The following is a 23,687-nucleotide window of genomic DNA, read 5'->3' on the forward strand; positions in this document are numbered from 1 at the left end:
CGACCCTCCCGGGCCATCCGCGTCGCGTCGGCGCGGGAGGGATGCCTCACGTGGCCGGTCGACTCGCATGTCCTCCGGCCTCGAACGGGCAGGCTGCCGAAACGGCCTCAGCGCGCCAAGGCGCCGGCGCCGTGCCGGCCCCGTCGCAGTGCGGAGTGGATCAGCCAGCCCGCGCCGGCGCCGGCCGCGTACCAGGCCAGGTCGGGCGCGTTGAAGGTGGAGCCGAGGACGAGACGGGCGAGGGTGCTGCGCCGGGAGAGTTCCGCGGGCACCGCGGTGAGCTGGAGGAACTCGACCGCCCAGCTGGTGGCGAGCGCGATCGTGGCGGCCCGCGCGGGTGGCAGCCGTGGGGCGGCCGCGACGACGAGGGCCAGGAGCAGGACGGTGTACAGCGCGTCGCCGCCGTACTTGGCCACGTCCCCCGCCGCCACCGCCCTGAGCCCCAGCCCTGCGCCGACGGTCAGCGCGGCGGCCGCCACCGCCGCCGCGCGGGTGCGCGCCGGCCGGGCGGGGGCACGGTCCGCCGCGGCGGGGGACGGGATCTCTCGGTCGGGGTGCGTGGGTGCGGAGGCCATCGGGTCATGGTGCCGTATGCGCGGGTGAGGGGGAGACGCGACCAGGCCCTGTTCGCAGGCCGGCCGGGGGACGGGCGGGCCGCCGTCCCCCGGCCGGGTTCCCGGTCAGTCGTGGGTGAAGTGCGGTGGGCGCTTGTCCACGAAGGCGGACATGCCCTCCTTCTGGTCGGCGGTGGCGAACACCGCGTGGAAGAGGCGGCGTTCGAAGCGGACGCCTTCGGCGAGGGTGGTCTCGAAGGCGCGGTTCACGGACTCCTTGGCCATCATCGCGACCGGCTTGGACATCTCCGCGACGGTCGTGGCCACGGCTAGCGCCTCGGTGAGGAGTTCGTCGGCGGGGACGATCCGGGAGACCAGTCCGGCCCGCTCGGCCTCGACGGCGTCCATGGTGCGTCCGGTCAGGCACAGCTCCATGGCCTTGGCCTTGCCGACGGCGCGGGTGAGGCGCTGGGAGCCGCCGATGCCCGGGATGACGCCCAGCTTGATCTCCGGCTGCCCGAACTTGGCGGTGTCGGCCGCCAGGAGGATGTCGCAGAGCATCGCCAGCTCGCAGCCGCCCCCGAGGGCGTATCCGGAGACCGCGGCGAGGGTGGGGGTGCGGACCTGGCCGAGGCGGTCCCAGGCGGTGAACCAGTCGGACAGGTACATGTCCATGTAGCCCTGCGGGCGCATCTCCTTGATGTCGGCGCCCGCGGCGAAGGCCTTGGCGGAGCCGGTGAGGACGATGCAGCCGACCTCCGGGTCCCGGTCCAGCTCCTCGGCGGCGGCCACCACCTCCCGCATCACCCGGAGGTTGAGGGCGTTGAGCGCCTCGGGCCGGTTGAGGGTGAGGAGGGCGACGCGGCCCTTGCGTTCCAGGAGGATGGTCTCGTAGGCGGTCATGCGGGGTTTCCGTTCTGGGGTCGCAGGGTGCGGACGATCGCGGAGAAGTCGAGGTCAGCGCCCTCGGAGGCGGCGAACGCCGCGTACATCTCGGCGGCCTTGAGGCCCAGGGGCGCGTCGACTCCGCCGGCGCGCAGGGCGTTGGCGGCGAGGCCGAGGTCCTTGGCCATGAGGGGGGCGGCGAAACCGGGGCGGTAGTCCCGGTTGGCGGGGCTGGTCGGCACCGGTCCGGGGACGGGGCAGTTGACGGTGAGCGCCCAGCACTGGCCGGAGGCGGTGGAGGCGACCTCATAGAGGGCCTGGTGGTCCAGGCCGAGGCTCTCGGCGAGGACGAACGCCTCGCTGACCCCGATCATCGAGATCGCGAGGATCATGTTGTTGCAGATCTTCGCGGCCTGGCCGGCCCCCGGCCCGCCGCAGTGCACGGCCTTCCTGCCCATGGCGCCGAGCAGCGGCTCGGCGGCGGCGAACTCCGCCTCTCCACCGCCCGCCATGAAGGTGAGCGTGGCCGCCTCGGCGCCCACCACCCCGCCGGACACCGGGGCGTCGAGCGCCCGGTGGCCGGCCGCGACGACGGCCTCGTGGGCGGCGCGGGCGTCGGCGACGTCGATGGTGGAGCAGTCGATGAACAGGGTCCCGGGCCGCGCCGCGGCCAGCAGCCCCTGCTCTCCGTAGAGGGCGAGGACGTGGCGGCCGGCCGGCAGCATGGTGACGACCACATCGGCTCCCGCGGCTGCCTGGGCCGCGGAGCCGGCTGCCTCGACTCCGGCGGAGACCGCAGCCGCGAGCAGGCCGGGGACGAGGTCGAAGCCGAGGACGCGGTGTCCGGCCTTGACGAGGTTGGCCGCCATGGGTCCCCCCATGTGGCCGAGCCCGATGAACGCGACGGTACTGGTCACCAGACGACCTCCTGGGACGAAAGGGCCGCGCCGAGCCGGAGCTCGTCCGCGTCGAGCGGGGCGAAGTACCGTTCCACGTCCGCCGGCAGGACCTCCTCCAGGGTGGCCGGGGACCAGCGCGGGGTGCGGTCCTTGTCGATGACCTGTGCGCGGATGCCCTCGACCAGGTCCGGTGAGGACAGGGCCGCGCACGAGACGCGGTACTCCTGTTCCAGGACGCGCTCCAGCGGTCCGAGGCGGCGGGCCCGGCGCAGCGCGGCCAGGGTGACCTTGACCGCCGTCGGGGACTTGGACAGCAGGGTCTGCGCCGCGTCCTTCGCGTCGGGGACGCCGGAGGAGAGGAGCCGGGTGACGATCTCCTCGGCGGTGCCGGCGGCGTAGCAGTGGTCGATCCATGCGCGGGCGGAGGCCAGCTCCCCGGCGGGAGGCTGCGCCACGTGCCGCTCCAGGACGGCGTGTACGGGGTCCACGGCCAGCTCCCGGGCCAGTGCGGGCAGCGCCGCCGCGGGGACGAAGTGGTCGGCGAGCCCGCACAGCAGGGCGTCGGCGGCGCCGACGGGTGCGCCGGTCAGGGCCAGGTGGGTGCCGAGTTCACCGGGGGCCAGGGAGAGGAGGTGGGTGCCGCCGACGTCGGGGACGAAGCCGATGCCGGTCTCGGGCATGGCCACCTTCGACCGCTCGGTGACGATGCGGACGCTGCCGTGCGCGGAGACTCCGACTCCGCCGCCCATCACGATGCCGTCCATGAGGGCCACGTACGGCTTGGGGTAGCGGGCGATCAGGGCATTGAGGCGGTATTCGTCGCGCCAGAAGTCCGCCGAGGCGGTGCCGCCGGTGCGGGCGTCCTCGTGGATCGCCCGGATGTCCCCGCCCGCGCACAGGCCCCGGTCGCCGGCGCCCCGGATGACGACCAGCTCGATCGCGGGGTCGGCGGCCCAGGCCGTGAGGGCCTCTTCGATGCGGAGCACCATGGGGTGGCTCAGGGCGTTGAGGGCCTTGGGGCGGTTGAGGGTGAGGTAGGCCGCATGGCCCTCAGTACTCGTGAGGACGTGGCCGTCTTGGGCCGGGGTGTGGTGGGTCATCGCAGGGTCTCCGTGAGTCCGCGCGCGACGATGACGCGCATGACCTCGTTGGTGCCTTCCAGGATCTGGTGGACCCGCAGGTCCCGGACGATCTTCTCGATTCCGTACTCGCTGAGGTAGCCGTAGCCGCCGTGGAGCTGGAGGGCGGCGTCGGCGACGGCGTAGCCGGTGTCGGTGGCGAACCGCTTGGCCATCGCGCACAGCCGGGGGGCCAGCGGGTCCCCGGTGTCGAGGGCCTCGGCCGCCTGCCGGACCAGTGCCCGGGCGGCGGCCAGCTCGGTGGCCATGTCGGCCAGGCGGAACTGGAGCGCCTGGCGGTCCAGGAGCCGGCTCCCGAAGGCCTCCCGGTCGGCCAGGTGGGTGACCGAGCGGTCCAGGGCGCTCTGGGCGCCGCCGAGCGAGCAGGCGGCGATGCCGAGACGGCCGCCGTTGAGGCCGTTCATGGCGATGCGGAAGCCGTCGCCCTCCGCGCCGAGCCGCCGGTCGGCGGGGACGCGGACGCCGTCGAGGATCACCTGGCGGGTGGGCTGGGCGTTCCAGCCCATCTTGCGCTCGTTGGGACCGAAGGAGACCCCCGGGTCCTCGCGTTCGACGACGAACGCGGAGATCCCGCCGGGCCCCGGCTCGCCCGTCCTGGCCATGACCACGTACAGTCCCGCCGATCCGGCACCGGAGATGAACTGTTTGACGCCGGTCAGCACGTAGTGGTCGCCCTGCCGCTCCGCGCGGGTGCGCAGTGCGGCGGCGTCCGATCCCGCGCCCGGTTCGGTCAGGCAGTAGCTGCCCAGGACCTCGGCGGAGCAGAGGCCGGGCAGCCAGCGGGCGCGCTGGGCGGCGTCGCCGAAGCGGTCGATCATCCAGGCGACCATGTTGTGGATGGAGAGGTATCCGGCGATGGACGGGCAGCCCGTCGCCAGGGTCTCGAAGACCAGGACGCCGTCGCTGCGGGACAGGCCCGAACCGCCGTGGTCCTCGCGGACGTACACGCCGGCGAGGCCGAGTGCGGCGGCCCGTCGCAGGACGTCGACGGGGAAGTGCTTGTCCTGGTCCCAGGCCACGGCGTGGGGGGCCAGCTGCTCGCGGGCGAAGTCGAGGGTGACCTCGGCCAGGGCGAGCTGGTCCTCGGTGAGGGTGGTGGTCACGGCGCTCACCCCATCGTCGGGATGGTGAAGCTCGCGCCTTCCTTGACCCCGGAGGGCCAGCGCGAGGTGACGGTCTTGGTGCGGGTGTGGAAGCGGATGGAGTCGGGCCCGTGCTGGTTGAGGTCGCCGAAGCCGGAGCGCTTCCAGCCGCCGAAGGTGTGGTAGGCGACGGGCACCGGGATGGGGACGTTGACGCCGACCATGCCGGCGCCCACCCGGCGGGTGAACTCGCGGGCGGTGTCCCCGTCTCGGGTGAAGATCGCCACGCCGTTGCCGTACGGATGCTCGCTCGGCAGGCGCACCGCCTCCTCGAAGTCGGCGGCCCGGACCACGCACAGGACGGGGCCGAAGATTTCCTCGCGGTAGACGCGCATCTGCGGGGAGACCCGGTCGAAGAGGGAGGCGCCGGCGAAGAAGCCGTTCTCGTGGCCGGGGAGGGTGAAGTCGCGGCCGTCGACGACGAGTTCGGCGCCCTCGTTGACGCCGATGTCGACGTAGCGGCGGACCCGGTCGAGGGCGTCGCGGCTGACCAGCGGCCCGAAGTCGGCATCCGGGTCGTCGGAGCGGCCGATCCTCAGCTTCGCGATGCGTTCCCTGAGGGCGGCGACCAGCCGGTCGGCCGTCTCCTCGCCCACGGGTACGGCGACGGAGATGGCCATGCAGCGCTCGCCCGCCGAGCCGTAACCGGCGCCGATGAGTGCGTCGACGGCCTGGTCGAGGTCGGCGTCGGGCATGACGACCATGTGGTTCTTGGCCCCGCCGAAGCACTGGGCGCGCTTGCCGTGGGCCGCGGCGGTCGCGTAGATGTGCGCGGCGATGGGCGTCGAGCCGACGAACCCCAGCGCCTGGACGCGGGGATCCTCGAGCAGGGTGTCGACGGACTCCTTGCCGCCGTTGACGACGTTGAGGACGCCCGGCGGCAGCCCGGCCTCCAGGAACAGCTCGGCGAGCCGCAGCGGTACGGAGGGGTCGCGCTCGGACGGCTTGAGGATGAAGGAATTGCCGCAGGCCAGGGCGGGTGCGGCCTGCCAGAGCGGGATCATGGCCGGGAAGTTGAACGGGGTGATCCCGGCGACCACGCCCAGCGGCGAGCGTAGCGAGTGGACGTCGATGCCGGTGCCCGCGTTGTCGGTGAACTCGCCCTTGAGCAGGTGCGGGATCCCGGCGGCGAACTCCACCACCTCCAAGCCGCGTTGCAGGTCGCCGTGGGCGTCGGCGACGGTCTTGCCGTGCTCGGCGGACAGCAGCCGGGCCAGGCTCTCGCGCTCGCCCTCGACGAGCTGGAGGAAGCGCAGCAGCACCCGAGCGCGGCGCTGCGGGTTCCACTGCCCCCAATCGGCCTGCGCCTCGGCGGCGTTGGCGATGGCCGCCTCGGTGTCGGCCCGTCCGGCCAGGGGGACGCGGGCCTGGACGGTGCCGGTGTTCGGGTCGTAGACGTCGGCGAAGAGACCGGAGGTTCCGGTGGTGTGCTTCCCGCCGATGAAATGGGTGAGTTCACGGACCATGGGTGCCTGCTCTCGTCAGGTTGGATCCGGGGATGGCACGGCGGACCGGCGGACGGCACCCCGATGGGAGTGCGCCGCTGCGGAAGGCCGTGGGGACTACGAGCGCACGGAAGTGGTGTGGGTGCGCTCCGCCGGATCACCAGGGTCGTGGGTACAAACCGGTGCCATGCGTGTCTGCTCCATCCTCGTGGACAACACGGAACATCCGCGGCCGGTATCCTGACTCCCGGATCACCGCGCGCCGCCCGCCTTCCCGACAGCCCTCGTCAGTGGCGTGTGGATGGCAGCACACTCCCCGGTCACAGTGGCGGGACCGTGCCGGTTTCTCACCGGCTTCCCTGCACCGCGGACCTTGTGCCACGAACATATAGTTGGACGTCCTAGTAAGTCCAGAGCCGCCACTCGGGCAGGCCTAGAGTCGGGGCATGCGCATCGTCTCCCTGCTTCCGGCGGCCACGGACATCGTGGTGGACCTCGGACTCGCCTCCGACCTGGTCGGACGCACCCACGAGTGCGACTGGCCGCCCGCCGAGATCGCCTCCGTACCCGTCGTCACCCGGGCCGAATTCGCCGCGGACGAGCTCAGCAGCCGGGAGATCTCCGAAGCCGTGGGCGGGGCGGCCCACTCCGGTTCCTCGCTCTACACCCTGGACTCCGAGGCGCTCGGGGCCCTGGCGCCGGACGTCCTCCTCACCCAGGACCTGTGCGACGTCTGCGCGGTGTCCTACGAGGCCGTCTCCCGAGCCGTGCGCGTGATGGACGCCGGGCCCCGGGTGCTGAGCCTGGAACCCAAGACCCTGGACGACGTCCTGGACTGCCTGGTCACCGTCGGCGATCTGCTGGGCGTACGGGAGCGGGCCGAGCGTCGGCGCACCGCACTGCGCGGCCGGCTCGACGAGGTCCGCCGGCTCACCCGGGGCAGGGCCCGGCCCCGGGTGGTCGCCGTCGAATGGCTGGACCCGCTGTGGCCCGCCGGCCACTGGGTGCCGGAGCAGATCACCGCGGCCGGCGGGGAACCGCTGCTGGCGGAGCCCGGCGAGCACACCCGGCCGATGACGTGGGAGGCGGTCCGCGAGGCCCGCCCCGACGTGGTGCTCCTCCTGCCCTGCGGCTTCCCGCTCGAGCGGACCCTGGCGGAGATCGACCTGCTCACGGCGCTGCCGGGCTGGCACGAACTGCCGGCGGTGCGGGCGGGCGAGGTGTGGGTCCTGGACGGGCCCGCGTACTTCAACCGTCCGGGCCCCCGCGTGGTCCGGGGCGCCGAGGTGCTCGCCCACGTGCTCCACGGAGTGCGTGCGGGGGACCCGGTGACCGGGGCGGAGGCCCGGCGGCTGGGCTGAGCCGGATCACCCGTGGAGGTCGAGGTCCCCGTCCCGGTCCCGGTCCCGGTCCCGGTCCCGGTCCCGGGCCACGGGGTAGGGGATGAACGTGCTGCTGTTCTCGTCGACGGTCAGGGTCCGGCCCAGGGGCGGGACGGCGCGCTGGGGGCAGTCGAGGCGTTCGCAGAGCCGGCACCCCATGCCGATGGGGGTGGCGGCGGAGGCGTTGCCGAGGTCGAGGCCGTCGGAGTAGACGAGGCGGGACGCGTGCCGGATCTCGCAGCCGAGGCCGATGGCGAAGGTCTTGCCGGGCTCGCCCCAGCCGCCCCGGTGGCGGGTGACGGCCCGGGCGGTCCACAGGTACCGCTGCCCGTCCGGCATGGCGGCGACCTGGACGTGGATGCGGCTGGGCGCGGCGAAGGCCTCGTAGACGTTCCACAGCGGGCAGGTGCCGCCCGCGCGGGAGAAGTGGAATCCGGTCGCGGACTGCCGTTTGGACATGTTCCCGGCCCGGTCCACCCGGACGAAGGAGAAGGGGACCCCGCGCAGCCTGGGGCGTTGCAGGGTGCTCAGGCGGTGGCAGACGGTCTCGTAGCCGATGCCGAAGTGGTCGGTGAGGCGTTCGATGTCGTACCGGAACTCCTCGGCCGCCGTGTGGAAGGCGCGGTACGGGAGGATCAGCGCGGCGGCGAGGTAGTTGGCGATGCCGATGCGGGCCAGGCCGTGGGCGGGGGAGCCGGGCGGGAAGTCCTCGCCGGCGAGCAGGTCCAGCTCGTCGCCGTATTCGAGCAGGGCGAGTTGGGTGGCCATGCGGAACGCCTGCTGGCCGGCGCGGAGCCGGCCGGACAGGTGCAGGACGCGTGTCCCCGCGTCGTAGTGGTGCAGCCGGTCGGAGTCCGGTGCGAGCCGGATCCCGTGGTGCCCGGTGAGGCGGTCCGACAGCACCCGGAGGACCTCTCCGGGGCGGACGCCGATCTCCCGGGCGAGGTCCTCGGCGGCGAGGTCGGTGTCGTGGAGGTAGTTCCGGCGGCGGTAGAAGAACTCGCGGATCTCCTCGTGCGGTGAGCGGGGCGCGGCCGGGCCGCCGTCCCTGCCGTCCGCGGTGTCGGCCAGCCGCTCCGCCAGGAGCTGGCCGCGCCGGCCCAGGTCCAGCAGGACGGAGGCCACCGCGGGCATCCGGGTGGCGAGCTCGGCCAGATCGGCGGGGGAGACGCGGGCCTCGGTGATCTCACCGGCCAGGGCCTCGCGCAGGTCGGCCACGAGGCGGCTGGTGTCGCGCTCCGAGAAGAAGCCCGGGTCCACGCCGAACGCCTCGGTCAGCCGCAGCAGGACGGGCACGGTGAGGGGACGGGAGTCGTGCTCCATCTGGTTGAGGTAGCTGGGGGAGATGGCCAGGACGCGGGCCAGCTCGGCCTGGCTCATCCGGCGTTCCTCGCGCAGCCGCCGGAGCCGCGCGCCCGCGTACGTCTTGCCCACCCGGTCCCCTTGCGCCTCGTCCGGCCTCGTCCGGCCTCATCAGGCCTCATCAGGCCTCAGATTACGCGGGAACCCGTCGCCTCGGACCCTTCGCAAGCTTGGCAAAAACGCCGCGGAAGATTCGCACAAGTTGGCAGCCGTACCTCATTGATGGCACTGCGTGCCGCTGCCAAAGTCGGTCGTGCGGCCCGCCGGACCTGGCGGCCCGGCAGACACGCTGGCCCCGACTCGCGCCCTGACGTCGGTGATTCAGCCGTGTAACCGGGTCGGCCTGCAGCATTGCTCAGCTCCACCCCCAGGCGGGGCCGGCGGCCGCACCTCAGAACACGGCACAGCGTGCCAACACCTTCCCCTCGGGGGCGGGGTGTTGGCAGACCGAGCGAACCATGGAGACGGTGAAGGTCATGGCAGACACCAACACGACGACGGCGGCGGCCGAACAGCTCAAGCGGCGCTGGGCCGAGGACCCGCGGTGGGCGGGCATCGAGCGGACGTACACCGCCGAGGACGTCGTCCGGCTCTCCGGCAGCGTGCGGGAGGAGCACACCCTCGCCCGGCGCGGCGCCGAGCGCCTGTGGCGACAGCTCCACGACCTCGACTACGTGCACGCCCTGGGCGCCCTGACCGGCGGCCAGGCGGTGCAGCAGGTCCGCGCCGGCCTCCAGGCGATCTACCTCTCCGGCTGGCAGGTGGCCGCCGACGCCAACCAGGCGGGCCACACCTACCCCGACCAGTCCCTGTACCCGGTCAACTCGGTTCCCCAGGTGGTCCGTCGGATCAACAACGCGCTGCTGCGCGCCGACCAGATCGCCACCGCCGAGGGCGGCACCGACACGACCGACTGGCTGGCCCCGATCGTCGCGGACGCCGAGGCCGGATTCGGCGGCCCGCTCAACGCCTTCGAGCTCACCAAGGCGATGATCGCGGCGGGCGCGGCGGGCATCCACTACGAGGACCAGCTGGCCTCCGAGAAGAAGTGCGGCCACCTCGGCGGCAAGGTCCTCGTCCCCACCGCGCAGCACATCCGCACCCTCAACGCCGCCCGCCTCGCCGCCGACATCGCCGACACCCCCACCCTGGTCATCGCCCGCACGGACGCCCTCGCCGCCACCCTGCTGACCAGCGACGTCGACGAGCGCGACGCGGAGTTCTGCACCGGCGAGCGGACCGCCGAGGGCTTCTACCACGTCCGGGGCGGCATGGCCCCCGTCATCGCCCGCGGCCTGGCCTACGCCCCGTACGCCGACCTCATCTGGGTCGAGACCGGCACCCCGGACCTGGCCCAGGCGCGCGAGTTCGCCGAGGCCATCCACGCGCGGTACCCGGACCGGATGCTGGCCTACAACTGCTCGCCCTCCTTCAACTGGAAGGCGGCCCTGGACGACGACCAGATCGCCAAGTTCCAGCGCGAACTCGGAGCCATGGGCTACAGGTTCCAGTTCATCACCCTCGCCGGATTCCACTCCCTCAACCACGGCATGTTCGACCTCGCCCGCGGCTACGCCGAACATGGCATGACCGCCTACGTCGACCTACAGGAGCGGGAGTTCGCCGCCCAGGCGCAGGGCTTCACCGCCGTCAGGCACCAGCGCGAGGTCGGCACCGGCTACTTCGACCTGGTCTCCACCGCCGTCAACCCCGCCTCCTCCACGACCGCCCTGACCGGCTCCACGGAGGAGGAGCAGTTCCACTAGCCGGCCCCTCCCGGCCGGCGCGCCGCACGTCCGTGATCCGTGGGAGCCGGACGACCGTCCCCGTCCGGCCCCGCGCAGCCCCTTCCAGGAGACCGCATGAGCACCACCACCGCCGCCACGCACCGGGTCCGGGTCCTCGCGGCACCGGGCGACCGCCACGACGAGATCCTCACCCCGGAGGCACTCGCCTTCGTCGGACGCCTCGCCGGGGCCTTCGGCGAGCGCCGCCGGCAGCTGCTCAAGGAGCGCCGCCGCCAGGCGATCCGGCTCGCCGCCGGATCCCCGCTGGACTTCCCGATCGCCACCTCCGCCGTCCGCGCCGACCCCACCTGGCGGGTGGCACCACCCGCCCCGGGCCTGGAGGACCGCCGGGTCGAGATCACCGGCCCGCCCGAGCGGCGCATGGCCGTCAACGCCCTCAACTCCGGGGCCCGCGTGTGGATGGCCGACTTCGAGGACGCCACCGCACCCACCTGGGACAACGTCATCGGCGGCCAGCTCAACCTGCTCGACGTCCTGGAGCGCCGCATCGACTTCACCACCCCCGAGGGCAAGGAGTACCGCCTCGGGCACCGGCTGCCCACCCTCGTGGTCCGCCCCCGGGGCTGGCACCTCCTCGAAGAACACCTGGAGTTCGACGGCGGGCCGGTGCCCGCCTCCCTCGTCGACTTCGGGCTGTACTTCTTCCACTGCGCGCAGCGCCAGATCGACGCCGGGCGCGGCCCGTACTTCTACCTCCCCAAGCTGGAGAACCGCTACGAGGCCCGGCTCTGGAACGACGTCTTCGTCCTCGCCCAGGACCTCCTCGGCATTCCCCGCGGCACCGTCCGCGCCACCGTCCTCATCGAGACGATCACCGCCGCCTTCGAGATGGAGGAGATCCTCCACGAGCTGCGCGAGCACTCCTCCGGCCTCAACGCGGGCCGCTGGGACTACCTCTTCAGCCTGATCAAGACCTTCGGCCACCGTACCGACTTCCAGCTCCCCGACCGCGCCCGGGTCACCATGACGGCCCCCTTCATGCGGGCCTACACCGAACTGCTCGTCCGCACCTGCCACAAGCGCGGCGCCCACGCCATCGGCGGCATGTCCGCCCACGTCCCCGGCAAGGACCCCGGGGCGGAGGACGCGGCGCTCGCCACGGTGCGCCTCGACAAGGAGCGCGAGGCCGAGGACGGCTTCGACGGCTCGTGGGTCGCCCACCCCGCCCTCGTCCCCGTTTGCCGCGAGGTGTTCGACGGAGTCCTGGGCGACCGCCCGAACCAGCTCGACCGCACCCGCGAGGACGTCCGGACCACCGCTTCGGACCTGCTCTCCGTCCGCCGCACCGCCGGCCCGCCCACCGAACAGGGCGTCCGCACCAACATCACCGTCGCCCTGAGGTACTTCGACGCCTGGCTGCGCGGCCGGGGCGCCGTGGCCCTGGGCGGGCTGATGGAGGACGCCGCCACCGCCGAGATCGCCCGCGTCCAGATCTGGCAGTGGCTGCGCCACCGGGCCGTCGACCGCGACACGGTGCTCCGGATCCTCGACGAGGAGCTCGCCGCCCTCGGCGCCGCACACCCCTGGGCCGCCGTCGACGAGGTGCGGGAGCTGTTCGAGCGCACGGCCCTCGCGGCGGAACTCCCCCTCTTCTTCACCCCTGACGCCTACACCCGCCACCTCGTGCGCATCCCGGAGGCACGCTCATGAACACCCTGCTCCACCGGATCGCGGTCGTCGGCGGCGGACAGATGGGCGCCGGCATCGCGGAGGTCTGCGCCCGCGCCGGCCTGGACACGATCGTCTGCGAAGCGGACGCCACAGCCGCCCGGGCGGCCCGCGAACGGGTCGCCGTCTCCCTGGAGCGGGCCGTCCAGCGGGGCAAGCTGGACCGGATCTCCGCCGAGGACGCCCTCACCCGCCTCGTCTTCACCACCAGCCTCGACGACCTCGCCGACCGGCAGCTCGTCATCGAAGCCGTCACCGAGGACGCGGACGTCAAGACCGAGACCTTCGCCGCCCTGGACAAGATCGTCGAAGACCACGGGGCGATCCTCGCGACGAACACCTCCTCCCTGCCGGTCATGCGGCTGGGCATGGCCACGGGCCGCGCCGACCGGGTCGTCGGCCTGCACTTCTTCAACCCGGTGCCCGTGCTGCCGCTGGTCGAGGTCGTCTCCTCGCTCCACACCTCCCGGGACACCCGGGAGGCGGTGACGGCCTTCGCCCGGGACACCCTCGGCAAGACCGTGATCCGGTCCCAGGACCGGTCCGGCTTCGTCGTCAACGCCCTCCTCGTCCCCTACCTGCTGTCGGCGATCCGGATGACCGAGTCCGGCTTCGCCACCGCCGCCGACGTGGACGCCGGCATGGAACTCGGCTGCGCCCACCCGATGGGCCCGCTCAGGCTGGCGGACCTGATCGGCCTCGACACCGTCGCCGCCATCGCGGAATCCCTCTACGAGGAGTTCAAGGAACCCCTCTACGCCCCGCCCCCGCTGCTGATGCGGATGGTGCAGGCGGGCCTGCTGGGCCGCAAGACGGGCCGGGGGTTCCACATCTACGACCGGGACCGCTGAACCCCGGTGCCCGTCCGGTGACCCCCGGTGCCCGTCCGGGCCGCGGAACGGCACTCCGGCCCGGCCGCCCGGGCCGGGAGGAGCGGGTCGTGCCGCCGGCCCGCGCATGACATCCTGGCCCGATGCTCCTGAAGGACCTGTCCGCCAGTGTCGACCTCCGCCCGGTGGGTTATCAGTTCGCCACCGTCCGGGGCGACTCGTACGACGACAACTGGCTGGTCATCGCCGGCACGGTGACCACCCCTGAGGGACGCTGGTCCTTCGCCGCCCCGTGCCTGCTCACCGATGAGGCCCGCCGGGTGTCCGCGTGGCTGCGCGCGGTGGCCGCGGGGACGGTGGACGTCACCGGACCCGATGCCGAAGGCGAACTGTCGCCGGACGCGTGCTTCATCGAGCCGGTCGTGGCTTTCAGCCTCGCCGATCGAAGCGAGAACGGGACCGCGGTGCTTCGCGTTCATCTGTCCCTGGAGGCGGCGCCGCAGTGGGAACGGGGCGATGACGGGGCCGATGTCCACCAGTACGTGGTGGAGGTCGGGCTGGACGCCGCCGCGCTGCTCCACGCGGCTGACGAGTGGGACCTCTCTCTGGCCCCGTTCCCGCCCCGCTGATCCCGCGGCCTGACACCCCCCCCGTTCTCCTCGTCGCGCGGCTACACGCTGCCGGGCGGGACGGGGGTGGCCTGGTGGTAGTACATCCGCAACGTCCCGGCCGTACCCCGCCTGCGCCAGAGCGAGCTGCGTCGTGCCCGGTTCCCGTCCAACGTGGTCTCGTAGGTGAGGTGCACCAGTCCGGGTGCCAGCAGGACGCCGGTGAACCCCGAGGGCTCGTAGCGGGGGCCGTCTTCCGTCGCACCGTCCATCTCGGGCAGCGCCGCGAGCACCTCCTCGTACGTCCACCGCCGCCCCGAGGCGCCGACCTCCGTGAACTGAGGGTCCAGCAACTCGCGGGTGAGGGAGCGTGAACTGCGCACGCAGGGGTCCATGAGGCGCAGCTCGCCCGCGATCGCCTCGCGCACGTCATCCGGTTCTTGGCTCATGCAGTGATCTTCGCCCCTTCTCGCCGGGAGAAGGGGATCAGGCCTCGGATCGCCCACCGTCGCCGTCGCGCAGGCGCCGGCGGTGCTTGCGCATGGAGACCTGGGAGCCGCAGCCGGTACTGCAGTACAGCCCGCCCCCGTTGCGGGTGCGGTCGAAGAAGCCGAAATGGCACGGCGGGTTGCGGCACGCCTTGATCCGGGCCCAGTCGCCCGTCTGCGCGAACGTCGTCACCGCGGCCAGCACGGTCCCGAACACCCGCGGCACCCCCGTCTGCGGGGAGGCCAGCTCCACACCGCCGGCCGTGACCACCGTGGCCAGCGGGTAGAGCGCCCCCACCCGTCTCAGGTGCCGCTCGGCGCGCAGCAGCGGCTCACCCAGGCTCTCCTCATCGCCCGAGTGCGCCAGCAGCACGGTCACCAGGGCGTCCCGCAGCTCGCGCGCGACGGCGGCGTCGGCGTCGGTCACCACGGTCTCGCCGCCGAACTCCTCGTGCTCGGCCAGCCACGCCGCGAAGGAGTTCGCGTCCTCGAACAACTCCCGGCGGCCCGATCCGTCCGCGCGCGTGTTCACGTAGGCGAGAACGGTCTCCACCGTCGGCGTGACGGTGCGCGGACTGGGTTTCGGGGATGCGGCGGCCGTATCGATCATCCCCTCACGCTACATCACCGTCGGAGCCCCTAATCAATCTAGTGGGCAACATTCCCAACGATCTCGGTTGACTCGTTGCGGGCTAACGACTTACGGTCGCAACATGAACACCTCATCCCACACCCAGCCCCCCGCCCGTACCTGGCTGATCACCGGCGCGACGTCCGGCATCGGCCGCGAACTGACCCTCCAGGCACTGGAGAACGGCGACACCGTCGCGGCCCTCGCCCGCGACACCTCCTCCCTCGCCGAACCGGCCGGGGCGCACGGTGAGCGCCTCCTCCTCATCCAGGCGGACGTACGGGACGAGCGGGCCGTCCAAGGCGCGGTGGAGGCCGCGCTCACCCGCTTCGGCCGTATCGACGTCGTCGCCAACAACGCGGGATACGGCCTGTTCGGAGCCGTCGAGGAGGCGTCCGACGCGCAGGTCCGCGCCGTGTTCGACACCAACGTCTTCGGGGTCCTCAACGTCCTGCGCGCCACGCTGCCGGTGCTCCGCGCCCAGCGGTCCGGCCACGTCCTCCAGGGCTCATCCGTCTACGGGCAGTCCGCCCACGCCGGCGTGGGTCTGCTCGCCGCGACCAAGTACGCGGTCGAGGGCCTGTCGGACGCGCTCGCGGCCGAGGTCGCACCACTCGGCATCAAGGTCACGGTCATCCAGCCCGGAATGACAGCGACCCCCTTCCTCGCCAACCTCGACGTCGCCGCCGGCCTGACCGACTACGACCAGACCGTCCGCGAGGTCCAGAAGGGCATCGGTGAGCTGCCTGCGTCCGCCTTCTCCGCCGCGGCACGCATCGCCGCGGGCATCCGCACGGCGGTCGAGAGCCCCAACCCGCCGCTGCGCCTGGCCCTCGGCACCTCCAGCACGACGGCCATGCGCCCCGCGTTGGAGGCGCGGATCGCGGACCTGGACGGCTGGCAGCCCGTGACCGACGCCGTCGACGGGCCGTAGGCCACCCGTCCCGCCGGGAACATGACCACGGCGAGCCCGCCCCTCACCCCCGGGGGCCGCCGTCGGCGGCGGTCATGGTGTCCGCCAAATAGTCCACGACGCCCGTGAGGCCACCGCGCTCGCGGTGAGCCGCCCGCTGGCGGTCGGCACCGTTGCCGACCGCGCGCAGCACGGCCCAGCCCTCCGTCACGGTCCCCAGGTCGCCGTGGCGCAGCAGGGACGGCCGAAGGTCCGTCAGCAGCTCCTCCACCAGGGAGGCGGCGGGCACGAGACGGTGGCTGCGGAGATCGACCGCCTCGCCCGCCAGGCCGTCACGGGCGGCGCGCCAGCAGGCGGCGCGCAGGATCTCCGTGGACGGCTCGAACGCGGGCCGTCCGGCCTCGATGTCGGTCAGGGCGGTGTCGACCAGGGCCCTGACGATCGCGGCGAGCAGCACGGTGTCCCGGGCGGTGGCCGTGGCGTCGGCGACCCGGACCTCCAGGGTGGGCGCGTGGTGGGAAGGCCGGATGTCCCAGTACAGCCCGCCGCGGTCCAGGATGCCCCCGGTCGCGATGAGATCGGCGACGAGGCCCTCGAAGTGGGCCACGGACCGGATGTACGGGGGCGGACCGGCGGCCGGCCATCGGGCCCAGGCCATGGTGCGCCAACTCGTGTAACCGGTGTCCCGCCCTTGCCAGAAAGGCGAGTTGGCCGCCAGGGCGATCAGCGCCGGGAGCCGGTGCCGGAGGTGATTGCCCACCTGCAGCGCCGTCCCCAGCTCCGGGACGCCGACGTGGAGGTGGCAGGCGCAGATGCTCTGCTCGTCGTCGAGGGCGCCGAACGCGGCGGCGCTCCGCGCGTACCGGTCTCCTTCGGTCAGCGGGGGCGGCAGCGGCTGGGGGAGTACCGGTGTGCCGCTGGAGACGGCGGCCAGGCCGTGGCGGGCGGCGGCGCGTGCGACGGCCGCCCGCATCGACCGGATCTGCTCGGCGAACAGGTCGAGGCCGGAGTGCGGATCGGTGCGTACCTCGACCTGGTAGCTCGTGATCTCGGTGGTCACCCGGTCCCCGAGCTCGGCGGCCGCCTCGGCCACCACCTTCGGCGCCTCCGGCCGTAACTCCCGGGTCACCCGGTCGACCAGGAGGTACTCCTCTTCGGCGCCGACCGTCAGCAGCGGTCTCCTGGCCCGCCCCGCCTGGGGCGCTACGGCCACAGGGGCCGAACGGAGGTGCTCCGGGGACGTCTGCGGCGACTGTTCGCGGGTCACGCGGTCATCGTGGCACAGACGGTGCCGCTCGGGGAGACGGCCTTCGGGCAGGCTCGGCCGGTGCGCCGGGGGTCCGGGTCCGATGGAGCAGTCCCGGCTGCGGTTCCGGGCGGGAGGTGGTGGCATCGGGGGATGAAAGATCCCTTCGCCTGCGAGGAACCCGCGCTGCTGACGCGTATCGACAGGACGGATCGTGCCGCGGCTCGCCGGGCCGTCGCCTCCCATGCCACATGCGGCGAGGACCTGCGGCTGCTGCTGGACATGCTCGGCCTGGCACTGGCCGACGATCCACCGCCCGTGCCGGACCGCTGACCGGCCGCCTCGACGAGCGAATCCTTCCGATCTCACCTAGTTTGTCCAGCGACCGACCGTTTCTCGGAAAGGGTGTGTTTCCTCATGGCGGAGAAGGCCAAGGGAAAGATGGAGCAGGCCAAGGGCAAGGCCAAGGAGGTCGCGGGCAAGGCGACCGGCAACGAGCGGATGCAGGCCGAGGGCAAGACGGACCAGCTCAAGGGCAAGGTCCGCGAAGCCGCCGACAAGGCGCAGGAACAGGCCCGCGGGATCAAGGACTCCCTGCGCGACCGCCGCCAGGAACCCTGAACCGGTCCAGGACGTACGGCAGATCTCCACGACAGGTCCCCGGCTCGCGCTGCCGGGGACCTGCCGCGCGTCCTGCGCGTGCACGCCCCGGCCTGCCGCGGAGCCGGCCGGCGCGGGGTCAGGGGCGGACGGCTCCGCGCTTCGCTCCGGTGGCGTGGTTCAGGACGAACTCGCTGATGACGGCCGCTGTGGCGTGACGGGCCTCGAAGGCGAGGCCGTGCCGGATGTCCGGCAGGTTGCCGCTGGCATTCCCTCCGGCTGTGGGGCCGGCCCCTCGCCGCCGGGCGGCGGGGTGGGGCGCCGTGGCGGGCGGAGGAGCAGTGCGACGAGGAGCGCCGCCCCGGCCAGGGCGGAGCTGCCGCAGCGCAGCGCCAGGTGCAGGGCGTCGATGAAGGCGGCGTCGACGGCGTCGCGGACGGGGGCGGGCAGGGCGCCCGCGCCGTCGGGGACGGTGCTGGGGAGGTGGCGGCCGAGTTCGGACGGTGCGCCGAGCCGGTGCGGCGAGTCGGCCAGGGTGCTGGTGAGCCGGCTGCCGAGGACGGCCCCGAGGACGGCGATGCCGATGACGCCGCCGAGCTCGCGCAGGGTGTTGAGGGTGGCGGAGGCCATGCCGGCCCGGGCCGGGTCGACGCGCCGCATGACCGTGATGGACACGGGCGTGAACGTCATCCCCATGCCGAGGCCCATGGTGAGCAGGACCCAGACGTACTGCGCGTAGTGGGCGTGTGTGCCGTACAGGGAGAGGGCGCCGAGCCCCGTGGCGCACAGGGTCAGGCCGGTGACCAGCGGGAGCCGGGGCCCGTGGCGCGAGGTGAGCGCGCTCGACAGGGGCGCCGCGACGACGATCATCGCGGTCATCGGCAGCCCCGCCACGCCGGCGTCCGACGGGGACCAGCCCATCACGTCCTGCATGAGCAGCGGCAGGAAGAACGCGGCTCCGAACATGCCGAAGCTGATCATGAACCCGCTCAGCGCGGCTCCGGCGAGCACCCGGTCCCGGAAGAAGCGCAGGTCGAGCATGGGGTCGGGGCTGCGGGCCTCGACCACGAGGAAGGCCGACAGGGTCAGCGCCGCCACGGCGGCGAGGGCGAGCACCCTGGTATCGGTCCAGCCCCGGGCGGGCCCCTCGATGAGCGCGTACACCAGAGCGCCGCATCCCAGTGCGGAGAGTGCCTGGCCCGGCAGGTCCAGCCGCCGGGTGCGGGCCGCGAACTCGGGGAGCACCCGGGCCGCGAGCAGCAGCCCCGCCACCCCGATGGGGACGTTGATCCAGAAGACGGCGGCCCAGCCGAACGCGTCCACGATCGGCCCGCCCAGGACGGGACCGACGGCCAGGCCCAGGGCGGAGACACCGGACCAGAGGCCGACGGCCCGGGCCCGCTCCTTCTCGTCCGTGAAGACGTGGCGCAGGATGGACAGGCTGCCCGGTGTGAGGAGGGCCGCTCCGAGGCCCTGGAGCATCCGGGCGGCGATCAGCGTGCCGGTCGAGCCGGACAGTGCCGCGGCCGCCGAGCCCGCGGTGAAGAGGGCCAGGCCGGTGAGGAAGATCCGCCGGCGGCCGTAGCGGTCGCCGAGGGTTCCGCCGGTGAGCAGCAGCGCCGCGTAGACCAGGCTGTAGCCCTCCACCACCCACTGCAGTCCGCTGACGCCGGAATGCAACTGCTGCCCGATACGGGGCAGCGCGTTGTTGACGATGACGTTGTCGAGCATCGCCATGAACATCGTGGCGCACAGTGTGGCGAGCACGAGGCCCTTGTGCCGGGCAGGCGTCTTCATCATCACACTCCCTAACAGTGTTAGTCGTCGGATCGGTGCGGCTAGACTGCCCCTAACGGTGTTAGTTGGCAAACGGGATTTCCGGTGGGACCCGAGAAGGAGGTGGCCGATGGCCGTGAAGGGCGCGGGCGACGACGGCCCGCAGCAGCCGGGACTCACCCGCCAGGCGCTCGCCCAGGCCGCCCTGCGCGTACTGGAGCGCGAGGGCGTGGGCGGCCTGTCGATGCGCAGGCTCGCCTCCGAGCTGGGGGTGAAGGCGGCCTCGCTCTACTGGCACGTACGCAACAAGGAGGAGCTGCTCGACCTGCTCACCGACGAGCTCATGGCCGACGCCCAGGCCCCGCCCCGGGAGGGCGACTGGCGGGAGCAGGTGCGCGAGTACTGCGTGCGCTACCGCCGGCACCTGCTCGGCAAACGCGACGCCGCCAAGGTCGTCGCGGGCCGGCTCGCCCCGGGCCCGCACCTGCTGCGCCTGATGGAGGACCAGCTCGGCCGGCTGCGGGAGGCCGGCTTCTCCGACGCCGACGCCGCCATGATCAACTACCTGCTCGGCGCGTTCGTCCAGGGCTTCGTGCTCCAGGAGCAGGGCCCCCTGTCGGCGTCCGAGGCCATGGGCGCCGGCCGCCGGGAGGTCGCCACGGCCGCGGGGGAGCAGCTGCGCCGGCTGCCGCAGGAGACCTTCCCCAACCTGATCGCGCTCGCCGGCGACCTGACCGAACCGTCCATGGAGGACCGGTTCTCGTTCGCCCTCGAACGCCTCCTGGACGGACTGTCCACCCTGCGCGAGCAGGACCCCGACGTACGAAATGAGGGACCGCCCCATGAGTGAGCGCACCTACCGGGTCATCGTCCGCGGCGTGTTCGCCGACCTCGACGACACCCGGCGCACCGAACTCCTCGCCTCCGCCGACGAACACGACATCCTCAGGGCCGCGTTCACCGAGGACGGCACCCTCGTCTACGACCGGGAGCTGCGCGCCTTCTCCTTCCGCTGCGTCGTCCGGCAGCCGGCCGACCGGGCGGACGAGACGGCGGGCGATACGGCCTGCGACCGGGCGGCCGCGGCCCTCGCCGCACGCGGCATCGGCCACGGCGCCCTGCGCACCAAGGTCACCAGCGTGGACGACATGAAGGTCCGCCGCCCCCGCCGGGCCTGACCGCCGTCCCGGCCCGCCCCACGCCCCCGGCGGCTCCGGCCGGCGCCTTCCCCGCCGGGGGCCGGTGCCGTCCTCCTGCGGGTGAATGTGCCCGAACGGGCCGTCGGCGGCACCGGTCGCCACTCCAGACTGGAACCGCCCCGCGCGGGCTCCCCGGTGTGCTGGAAGGCGGACGGATCGATGGCGAACGGCACGGTGCTGCTGGCATTGCGTGAGGACCCCCTCGGCGGCGGGGTGGGCGCCGAGCAGCTCAGGCGGATCGGCAAGGAGCTGGAGAACCGGGGCCTGGAGCTGCGGCGTGCGGGGGACGCGCGGGACGCCCGGGCGATGCTGCAGACGGAAGCCGGCATCGCGGCCGCCGTGGTCGCCTGGGATCTGCCGCGCCCGCCCGCCGGCACCCGCGCCGAGGACGTGCGCGGCCGTCCCGAAGGACAGCGCGCCGACGCCGGGGCACCCCGCTCCGGCCGTGGTGAACACGTCACGGATCCAGGCCGGTCGGAGGGGCTGCCGACGGGCGGTGCGGAGGTCCTGGACAGGATCCGTCACCGGTTCAAGGACCTGCCCGTCTTCCTGCTGATGTCCGACGGCTCCGACCACGAGCTCGAACACCTGCCGCTGTGGGTGTCCGAGACGGTCGTCGGCTACATCTGGCCGCTGGAGGACACCCCCGCATTCATCGCGGGCCGCGTCGCGGCCGCCGCCCGCACCTACCTGGCGGACGTCCTGCCGCCGTTCTTCCGCGCCCTGAAGCGGTTCGAGGACGCGCACGAGTACTCCTGGCACACCCCCGCCCACTCCGGCGGGGTCGCGTTCCTGAAGTCGCCGGCCGGCCGGGCGTTCTTCGACTACTACGGCGAGCGCCTCTTCCGCACCGACCTGTCGATCTCCGTCGGGGAACTCGGCTCCCTGTACGAGCACTCGGGGCCGATCGGCGAGGCCGAACGCAACGCCGCCCGTGTCTTCGGCGCCGAGCGCACCTACTTCGTCCTGCACGGCGACTCCACGTGCAACCGGATGGTCGGCCACTACAGCGTCACCGCCGACGAGATCGCCCTGGTCGACCGCAACTGCCACAAGTCCGTCCTCCACGGCCTCGTGGTCTCCGGCGCCCGCCCCGTCTACCTCGTCCCGACCCGCAACGGATACGGCCTCGCCGGGCCCCTCCCACCCGCCGGCATCGCCCGGCCGGCGATCGCCGACCGCATCGCCGCCAACCCCCTCACCGCCGGAGCCGCATCAGCCGACGCCCAGTACGCGGTCATCACCAACTCCACCTACGACGGCCTGTGCTACGACACCGTGGCCACCGCCCGCACCCTCGCCCCCAGCACCCCCCGCCTCCACTTCGACGAGGCATGGTTCGCCTACGCCCGCTTCCACCCCCTCTACCGGGGGCGCTACGGGATGGCCGTGACCGCCGACACGCTCCCGGCCGATGACCGGCCCACCGTGTTCGCCACCCACTCCACCCACAAACTCCTCGCCGCGCTCTCCCAGTGCGCCATGGTCCACGTCCGCACCGCGCCACGCGCGCCGGTGGAACACGACCGCTTCAACGAGGCGTTCATGATGCACGGCACCACCTCCGCCTTCTACCCGGGCATCGCCTCCCTCGACGTGGCCGCGGCGATGATGGACGGCCCCCAGGGGCGGTGGCTGATCGACGAGGCCGTCACCGAGGCGATCCGCTTCCGGCAGGCGGTCGTCCGCACCGGCCGCCGCATCACCGCCGCCGCGGACCGCCCGGACTGGTTCTTCGGCATCTGGCAGCCCGAACACGTAACCGACCCCGCGACCGGCACCCGCATCCCCCTCGCCGACGCCCCCGCCACCCTCCTGGCCACCGACCCCGCCTGCTGGCAGCTCGAACCCGGCGCCGCCTGGCACGGATTCGACGGGCTCACCGACGGCCACTGCCTCCTCGATCCCGTCAAGGTCACCCTCACCTGCCCCGGCGTCACCGCCACCGGCCAGACCCAGCCCTGGGGCATCCCCGCCCGCGTCCTGACGGAATACCTCGCCACCCGCGGCATCGTCGTGGAGAAGACCGACAGCTACACCACCCTCATCCTGTTCTCCATGGGCATCACCAAGGGCAAGTGGGGGACCCTCATGGACGCCCTCATGGACTTCAAGGCCCTCTACGACACCGACGCCCCCCTCGACCGGGTCCTGCCCGCCCTCGTGTCACGCCACCGGTCCCGATACCGCAACACCACCCTGCGCGAACTGTGCGCGCGGATGCACGAGCACCTCACCCGCGGCGCCTTCATCACCGCCCTCGACGAGGCCTTCCACGACCTGCCCACCCCGGTCCACCCGCCCCGCCACTGCTACCAGCAGCTCGTCCGGGGCGGCACCGAACGCGTCCGCCTGGCCGACGCCGCCAACCGGATCGCGGCGGCCATGGTCACCGTCACCCCACCCGGAATCCCCGTCCTGATGCCCGGCGAATCCCTCGGCACCTCCGACGGCCCCCTGCTGCGCTACCTCACCGCCCTCGAGGCCTTCGACCGCGCCTTCCCCGGCTTCGGCAGCGAGGCCCACGGCGTCACCCTCGACCCCGACACCGGCGACTACCTCATCGAATGCCTCCGCACGCCCGGCGCCGCGACGGCCGGCTGAATCCGAGGCGCCGGAGCCCTACCGGCGCGGCGGGGTCTGCCCGGCCAGTACGGCGGTGGCGCGTTCCAGGAGGGCGCACAGGGCGGCGTGTTCCTCCGGTTCGAAGGCCTCGGTGAGGGCTCGCTCCAGGACGATGACCTCCTGGTAGGCGCGGTCCAGCACGGCGCGCCCCTCGTCGGTCAGGGACGTGAGCAGGACCTTGGCGTGCGACGGCGACGGCGTGCGGGCGATGAGGTCCTTCCGCTGCAGGCCGGTCAGGACCGTGGCCATCGTCTGCTGGGTGACGCCGCAGGCCCGGGCGAGCTGCGCGCCGGAGAGGGCGGCCCCCGCCGCCAGGGCGAGGAGCACGGTGTACTGCGTCATCGTGAGCCCGTGCCCGCGCAGGACCGCTTCGTGGTGGCCCATCAGGGCCTGCTCGGCGCGCCGGATGCGGCTGCACAGGTAGTCCTCGGCCGGGGCGCCGGTCTGGTGGTGCGCGGACGGATCGGGCATGGCCCCTCCAGGTGAA

General features: G+C 73.0%; 23 protein-coding genes and 1 riboswitch. Of the genes, 11 read left to right on the top strand and 12 right to left on the bottom strand.

The window, feature by feature from the left end; all coding sequences use genetic code 11:
* Positions 1 to 107: 107 nt before the first annotated feature.
* From AB0O29_RS01060 to AB0O29_RS01085, 6 genes are all read right to left on the bottom strand, one after another.
* Entirely contained in the window at positions 108 to 575 is a 468-nt protein-coding gene (locus AB0O29_RS01060) for a DUF2809 domain-containing protein (RefSeq protein ID WP_365144054.1), read from the bottom strand.
* 105 nt (positions 576 to 680) lie between these two features.
* Positions 681 to 1,457 carry an enoyl-CoA hydratase gene (locus tag AB0O29_RS01065; protein ID WP_365144056.1) on the bottom strand — a complete coding sequence of 259 codons (777 nt, stop codon included), beginning with the start codon at positions 1,455 to 1,457 and terminating at the stop codon, positions 681 to 683.
* On the bottom strand, positions 1,454 to 2,356 hold the full coding sequence (gene mmsB / locus AB0O29_RS01070; protein WP_365144059.1) for a 3-hydroxyisobutyrate dehydrogenase: 903 nt from the start codon (positions 2,354 to 2,356) through the stop codon (positions 1,454 to 1,456). The genes AB0O29_RS01065 and mmsB overlap by 4 nt, the downstream gene beginning before the upstream one ends.
* Positions 2,353 to 3,438, bottom strand: coding sequence for an enoyl-CoA hydratase/isomerase family protein (locus AB0O29_RS01075; protein ID WP_365144061.1), 1,086 nt, complete (start codon positions 3,436 to 3,438; stop codon positions 2,353 to 2,355). Before AB0O29_RS01075 ends, mmsB begins: the two co-directional genes overlap by 4 nt.
* Positions 3,435 to 4,589, bottom strand: a complete 1,155-nt coding sequence (locus tag AB0O29_RS01080) for an acyl-CoA dehydrogenase family protein (protein ID WP_365144064.1) — start codon at positions 4,587 to 4,589, stop codon at positions 3,435 to 3,437. Before AB0O29_RS01080 ends, AB0O29_RS01075 begins: the two co-directional genes overlap by 4 nt.
* Entirely contained in the window at positions 4,586 to 6,085 is a 1,500-nt protein-coding gene (locus AB0O29_RS01085) for a CoA-acylating methylmalonate-semialdehyde dehydrogenase (RefSeq protein WP_365144066.1), read from the bottom strand. Before AB0O29_RS01085 ends, AB0O29_RS01080 begins: the two co-directional genes overlap by 4 nt.
* A gap of 191 nt (positions 6,086 to 6,276) precedes the next feature.
* A riboswitch (cobalamin riboswitch) is annotated at positions 6,277 to 6,462 on the bottom strand.
* Between the two features lie 48 nt (positions 6,463 to 6,510).
* Here AB0O29_RS01085 and AB0O29_RS01090 point away from each other — a divergent pair.
* Positions 6,511 to 7,425, top strand: a complete 915-nt coding sequence (locus tag AB0O29_RS01090; protein WP_365144069.1) for a cobalamin-binding protein — start codon at positions 6,511 to 6,513, stop codon at positions 7,423 to 7,425.
* Between the two features lie 6 nt (positions 7,426 to 7,431).
* Here the strand turns inward: AB0O29_RS01090 and AB0O29_RS01095 are convergent, their stop codons facing one another.
* Positions 7,432 to 8,880 carry a short-chain fatty acyl-CoA regulator family protein gene (locus AB0O29_RS01095; RefSeq protein ID WP_365144072.1) on the bottom strand — a complete coding sequence of 483 codons (1,449 nt, stop codon included), beginning with the start codon at positions 8,878 to 8,880 and terminating at the stop codon, positions 7,432 to 7,434.
* Between the two features lie 404 nt (positions 8,881 to 9,284).
* Here AB0O29_RS01095 and aceA point away from each other — a divergent pair, with 404 nt between their 5' ends.
* The 4 genes from aceA to AB0O29_RS01115 all read left to right on the top strand — a co-directional run bounded on the left by aceA (position 9,285) and on the right by AB0O29_RS01115 (position 13,743).
* Positions 9,285 to 10,574 carry an isocitrate lyase gene (aceA, locus tag AB0O29_RS01100; RefSeq protein WP_365144074.1) on the top strand — a complete coding sequence of 430 codons (1,290 nt, stop codon included), beginning with the start codon at positions 9,285 to 9,287 and terminating at the stop codon, positions 10,572 to 10,574.
* A gap of 96 nt (positions 10,575 to 10,670) precedes the next feature.
* Positions 10,671 to 12,266 carry a malate synthase A gene (aceB, locus tag AB0O29_RS01105; protein ID WP_365144076.1) on the top strand — a complete coding sequence of 532 codons (1,596 nt, stop codon included), beginning with the start codon at positions 10,671 to 10,673 and terminating at the stop codon, positions 12,264 to 12,266.
* Complete coding sequence (locus AB0O29_RS01110; protein WP_365144079.1) at positions 12,263 to 13,135, top strand: 3-hydroxybutyryl-CoA dehydrogenase; 873 nt, start codon at positions 12,263 to 12,265, stop codon at positions 13,133 to 13,135. The genes aceB and AB0O29_RS01110 overlap by 4 nt, the downstream gene beginning before the upstream one ends.
* Positions 13,136 to 13,257: 122 nt before the next feature.
* On the top strand, positions 13,258 to 13,743 hold the full coding sequence (locus AB0O29_RS01115) for a hypothetical protein (protein WP_365144082.1): 486 nt from the start codon (positions 13,258 to 13,260) through the stop codon (positions 13,741 to 13,743).
* Between the two features lie 41 nt (positions 13,744 to 13,784).
* Here the strand turns inward: AB0O29_RS01115 and AB0O29_RS01120 are convergent, their stop codons facing one another.
* Together AB0O29_RS01120 and AB0O29_RS01125 are read right to left on the bottom strand one after the other, a co-directional pair.
* Positions 13,785 to 14,171 (bottom strand): DUF4440 domain-containing protein, encoded by a 387-nt coding sequence (locus AB0O29_RS01120; RefSeq protein WP_365144085.1) that lies wholly within the window; start codon positions 14,169 to 14,171, stop codon positions 13,785 to 13,787.
* 37 nt (positions 14,172 to 14,208) lie between these two features.
* Complete coding sequence (locus tag AB0O29_RS01125) at positions 14,209 to 14,820, bottom strand: CGNR zinc finger domain-containing protein (protein WP_365144088.1); 612 nt, start codon at positions 14,818 to 14,820, stop codon at positions 14,209 to 14,211.
* Between the two features lie 103 nt (positions 14,821 to 14,923).
* On the opposite strand from AB0O29_RS01125, the gene AB0O29_RS01130 reads away from it, so the two are divergent.
* On the top strand, positions 14,924 to 15,775 hold the full coding sequence (locus tag AB0O29_RS01130; protein ID WP_365144091.1) for an SDR family NAD(P)-dependent oxidoreductase: 852 nt from the start codon (positions 14,924 to 14,926) through the stop codon (positions 15,773 to 15,775).
* Positions 15,776 to 15,818: 43 nt separating this feature from the next.
* On the opposite strand, the gene AB0O29_RS01135 is transcribed toward AB0O29_RS01130, so the two are convergent.
* Entirely contained in the window at positions 15,819 to 17,021 is a 1,203-nt protein-coding gene (locus AB0O29_RS01135) for a glutamate--cysteine ligase (protein ID WP_365144094.1), read from the bottom strand.
* Positions 17,022 to 17,153: 132 nt separating this feature from the next.
* On the opposite strand from AB0O29_RS01135, the gene AB0O29_RS01140 reads away from it, so the two are divergent.
* Positions 17,154 to 17,333 (top strand): hypothetical protein, encoded by a 180-nt coding sequence (locus AB0O29_RS01140; protein WP_365144097.1) that lies wholly within the window; start codon positions 17,154 to 17,156, stop codon positions 17,331 to 17,333.
* Between the two features lie 84 nt (positions 17,334 to 17,417).
* Positions 17,418 to 17,621: a CsbD family protein gene (locus AB0O29_RS01145; RefSeq protein ID WP_365144100.1), complete on the top strand. Its 204-nt coding sequence runs from the start codon at positions 17,418 to 17,420 to the stop codon at positions 17,619 to 17,621.
* A gap of 159 nt (positions 17,622 to 17,780) precedes the next feature.
* On the opposite strand, the gene AB0O29_RS01150 is transcribed toward AB0O29_RS01145, so the two are convergent.
* A complete protein-coding gene (locus tag AB0O29_RS01150; protein ID WP_365144103.1) occupies positions 17,781 to 19,397 on the bottom strand; it encodes an MFS transporter in 1,617 nt (538 codons plus the stop codon).
* A gap of 109 nt (positions 19,398 to 19,506) precedes the next feature.
* Between AB0O29_RS01150 and AB0O29_RS01155 the strand changes: the two genes are divergently transcribed.
* The 3 genes from AB0O29_RS01155 (at position 19,507) to AB0O29_RS01165 (ending at position 23,179) form a co-directional block, all read left to right on the top strand.
* Positions 19,507 to 20,226, top strand: a complete 720-nt coding sequence (locus tag AB0O29_RS01155) for a TetR/AcrR family transcriptional regulator (protein ID WP_365144106.1) — start codon at positions 19,507 to 19,509, stop codon at positions 20,224 to 20,226.
* Positions 20,219 to 20,554: a DUF6204 family protein gene (locus tag AB0O29_RS01160; RefSeq protein WP_365144109.1), complete on the top strand. Its 336-nt coding sequence runs from the start codon at positions 20,219 to 20,221 to the stop codon at positions 20,552 to 20,554. Before AB0O29_RS01155 ends, AB0O29_RS01160 begins: the two co-directional genes overlap by 8 nt.
* A gap of 180 nt (positions 20,555 to 20,734) precedes the next feature.
* On the top strand, positions 20,735 to 23,179 hold the full coding sequence (locus AB0O29_RS01165) for an Orn/Lys/Arg decarboxylase N-terminal domain-containing protein (RefSeq protein ID WP_365144112.1): 2,445 nt from the start codon (positions 20,735 to 20,737) through the stop codon (positions 23,177 to 23,179).
* An 18-nt stretch (positions 23,180 to 23,197) separates the two neighbouring features.
* Here the strand turns inward: AB0O29_RS01165 and AB0O29_RS01170 are convergent, their stop codons facing one another.
* Positions 23,198 to 23,671: a MarR family transcriptional regulator gene (locus tag AB0O29_RS01170; RefSeq protein ID WP_365144115.1), complete on the bottom strand. Its 474-nt coding sequence runs from the start codon at positions 23,669 to 23,671 to the stop codon at positions 23,198 to 23,200.
* Positions 23,672 to 23,687: the final 16 nt, after the last annotated feature.

The organism is Streptomyces sp. NPDC089915 (assembly GCF_040684675.1).
Classification (GTDB): Bacteria; Actinomycetota; Actinomycetes; order Streptomycetales; family Streptomycetaceae; genus Streptomyces.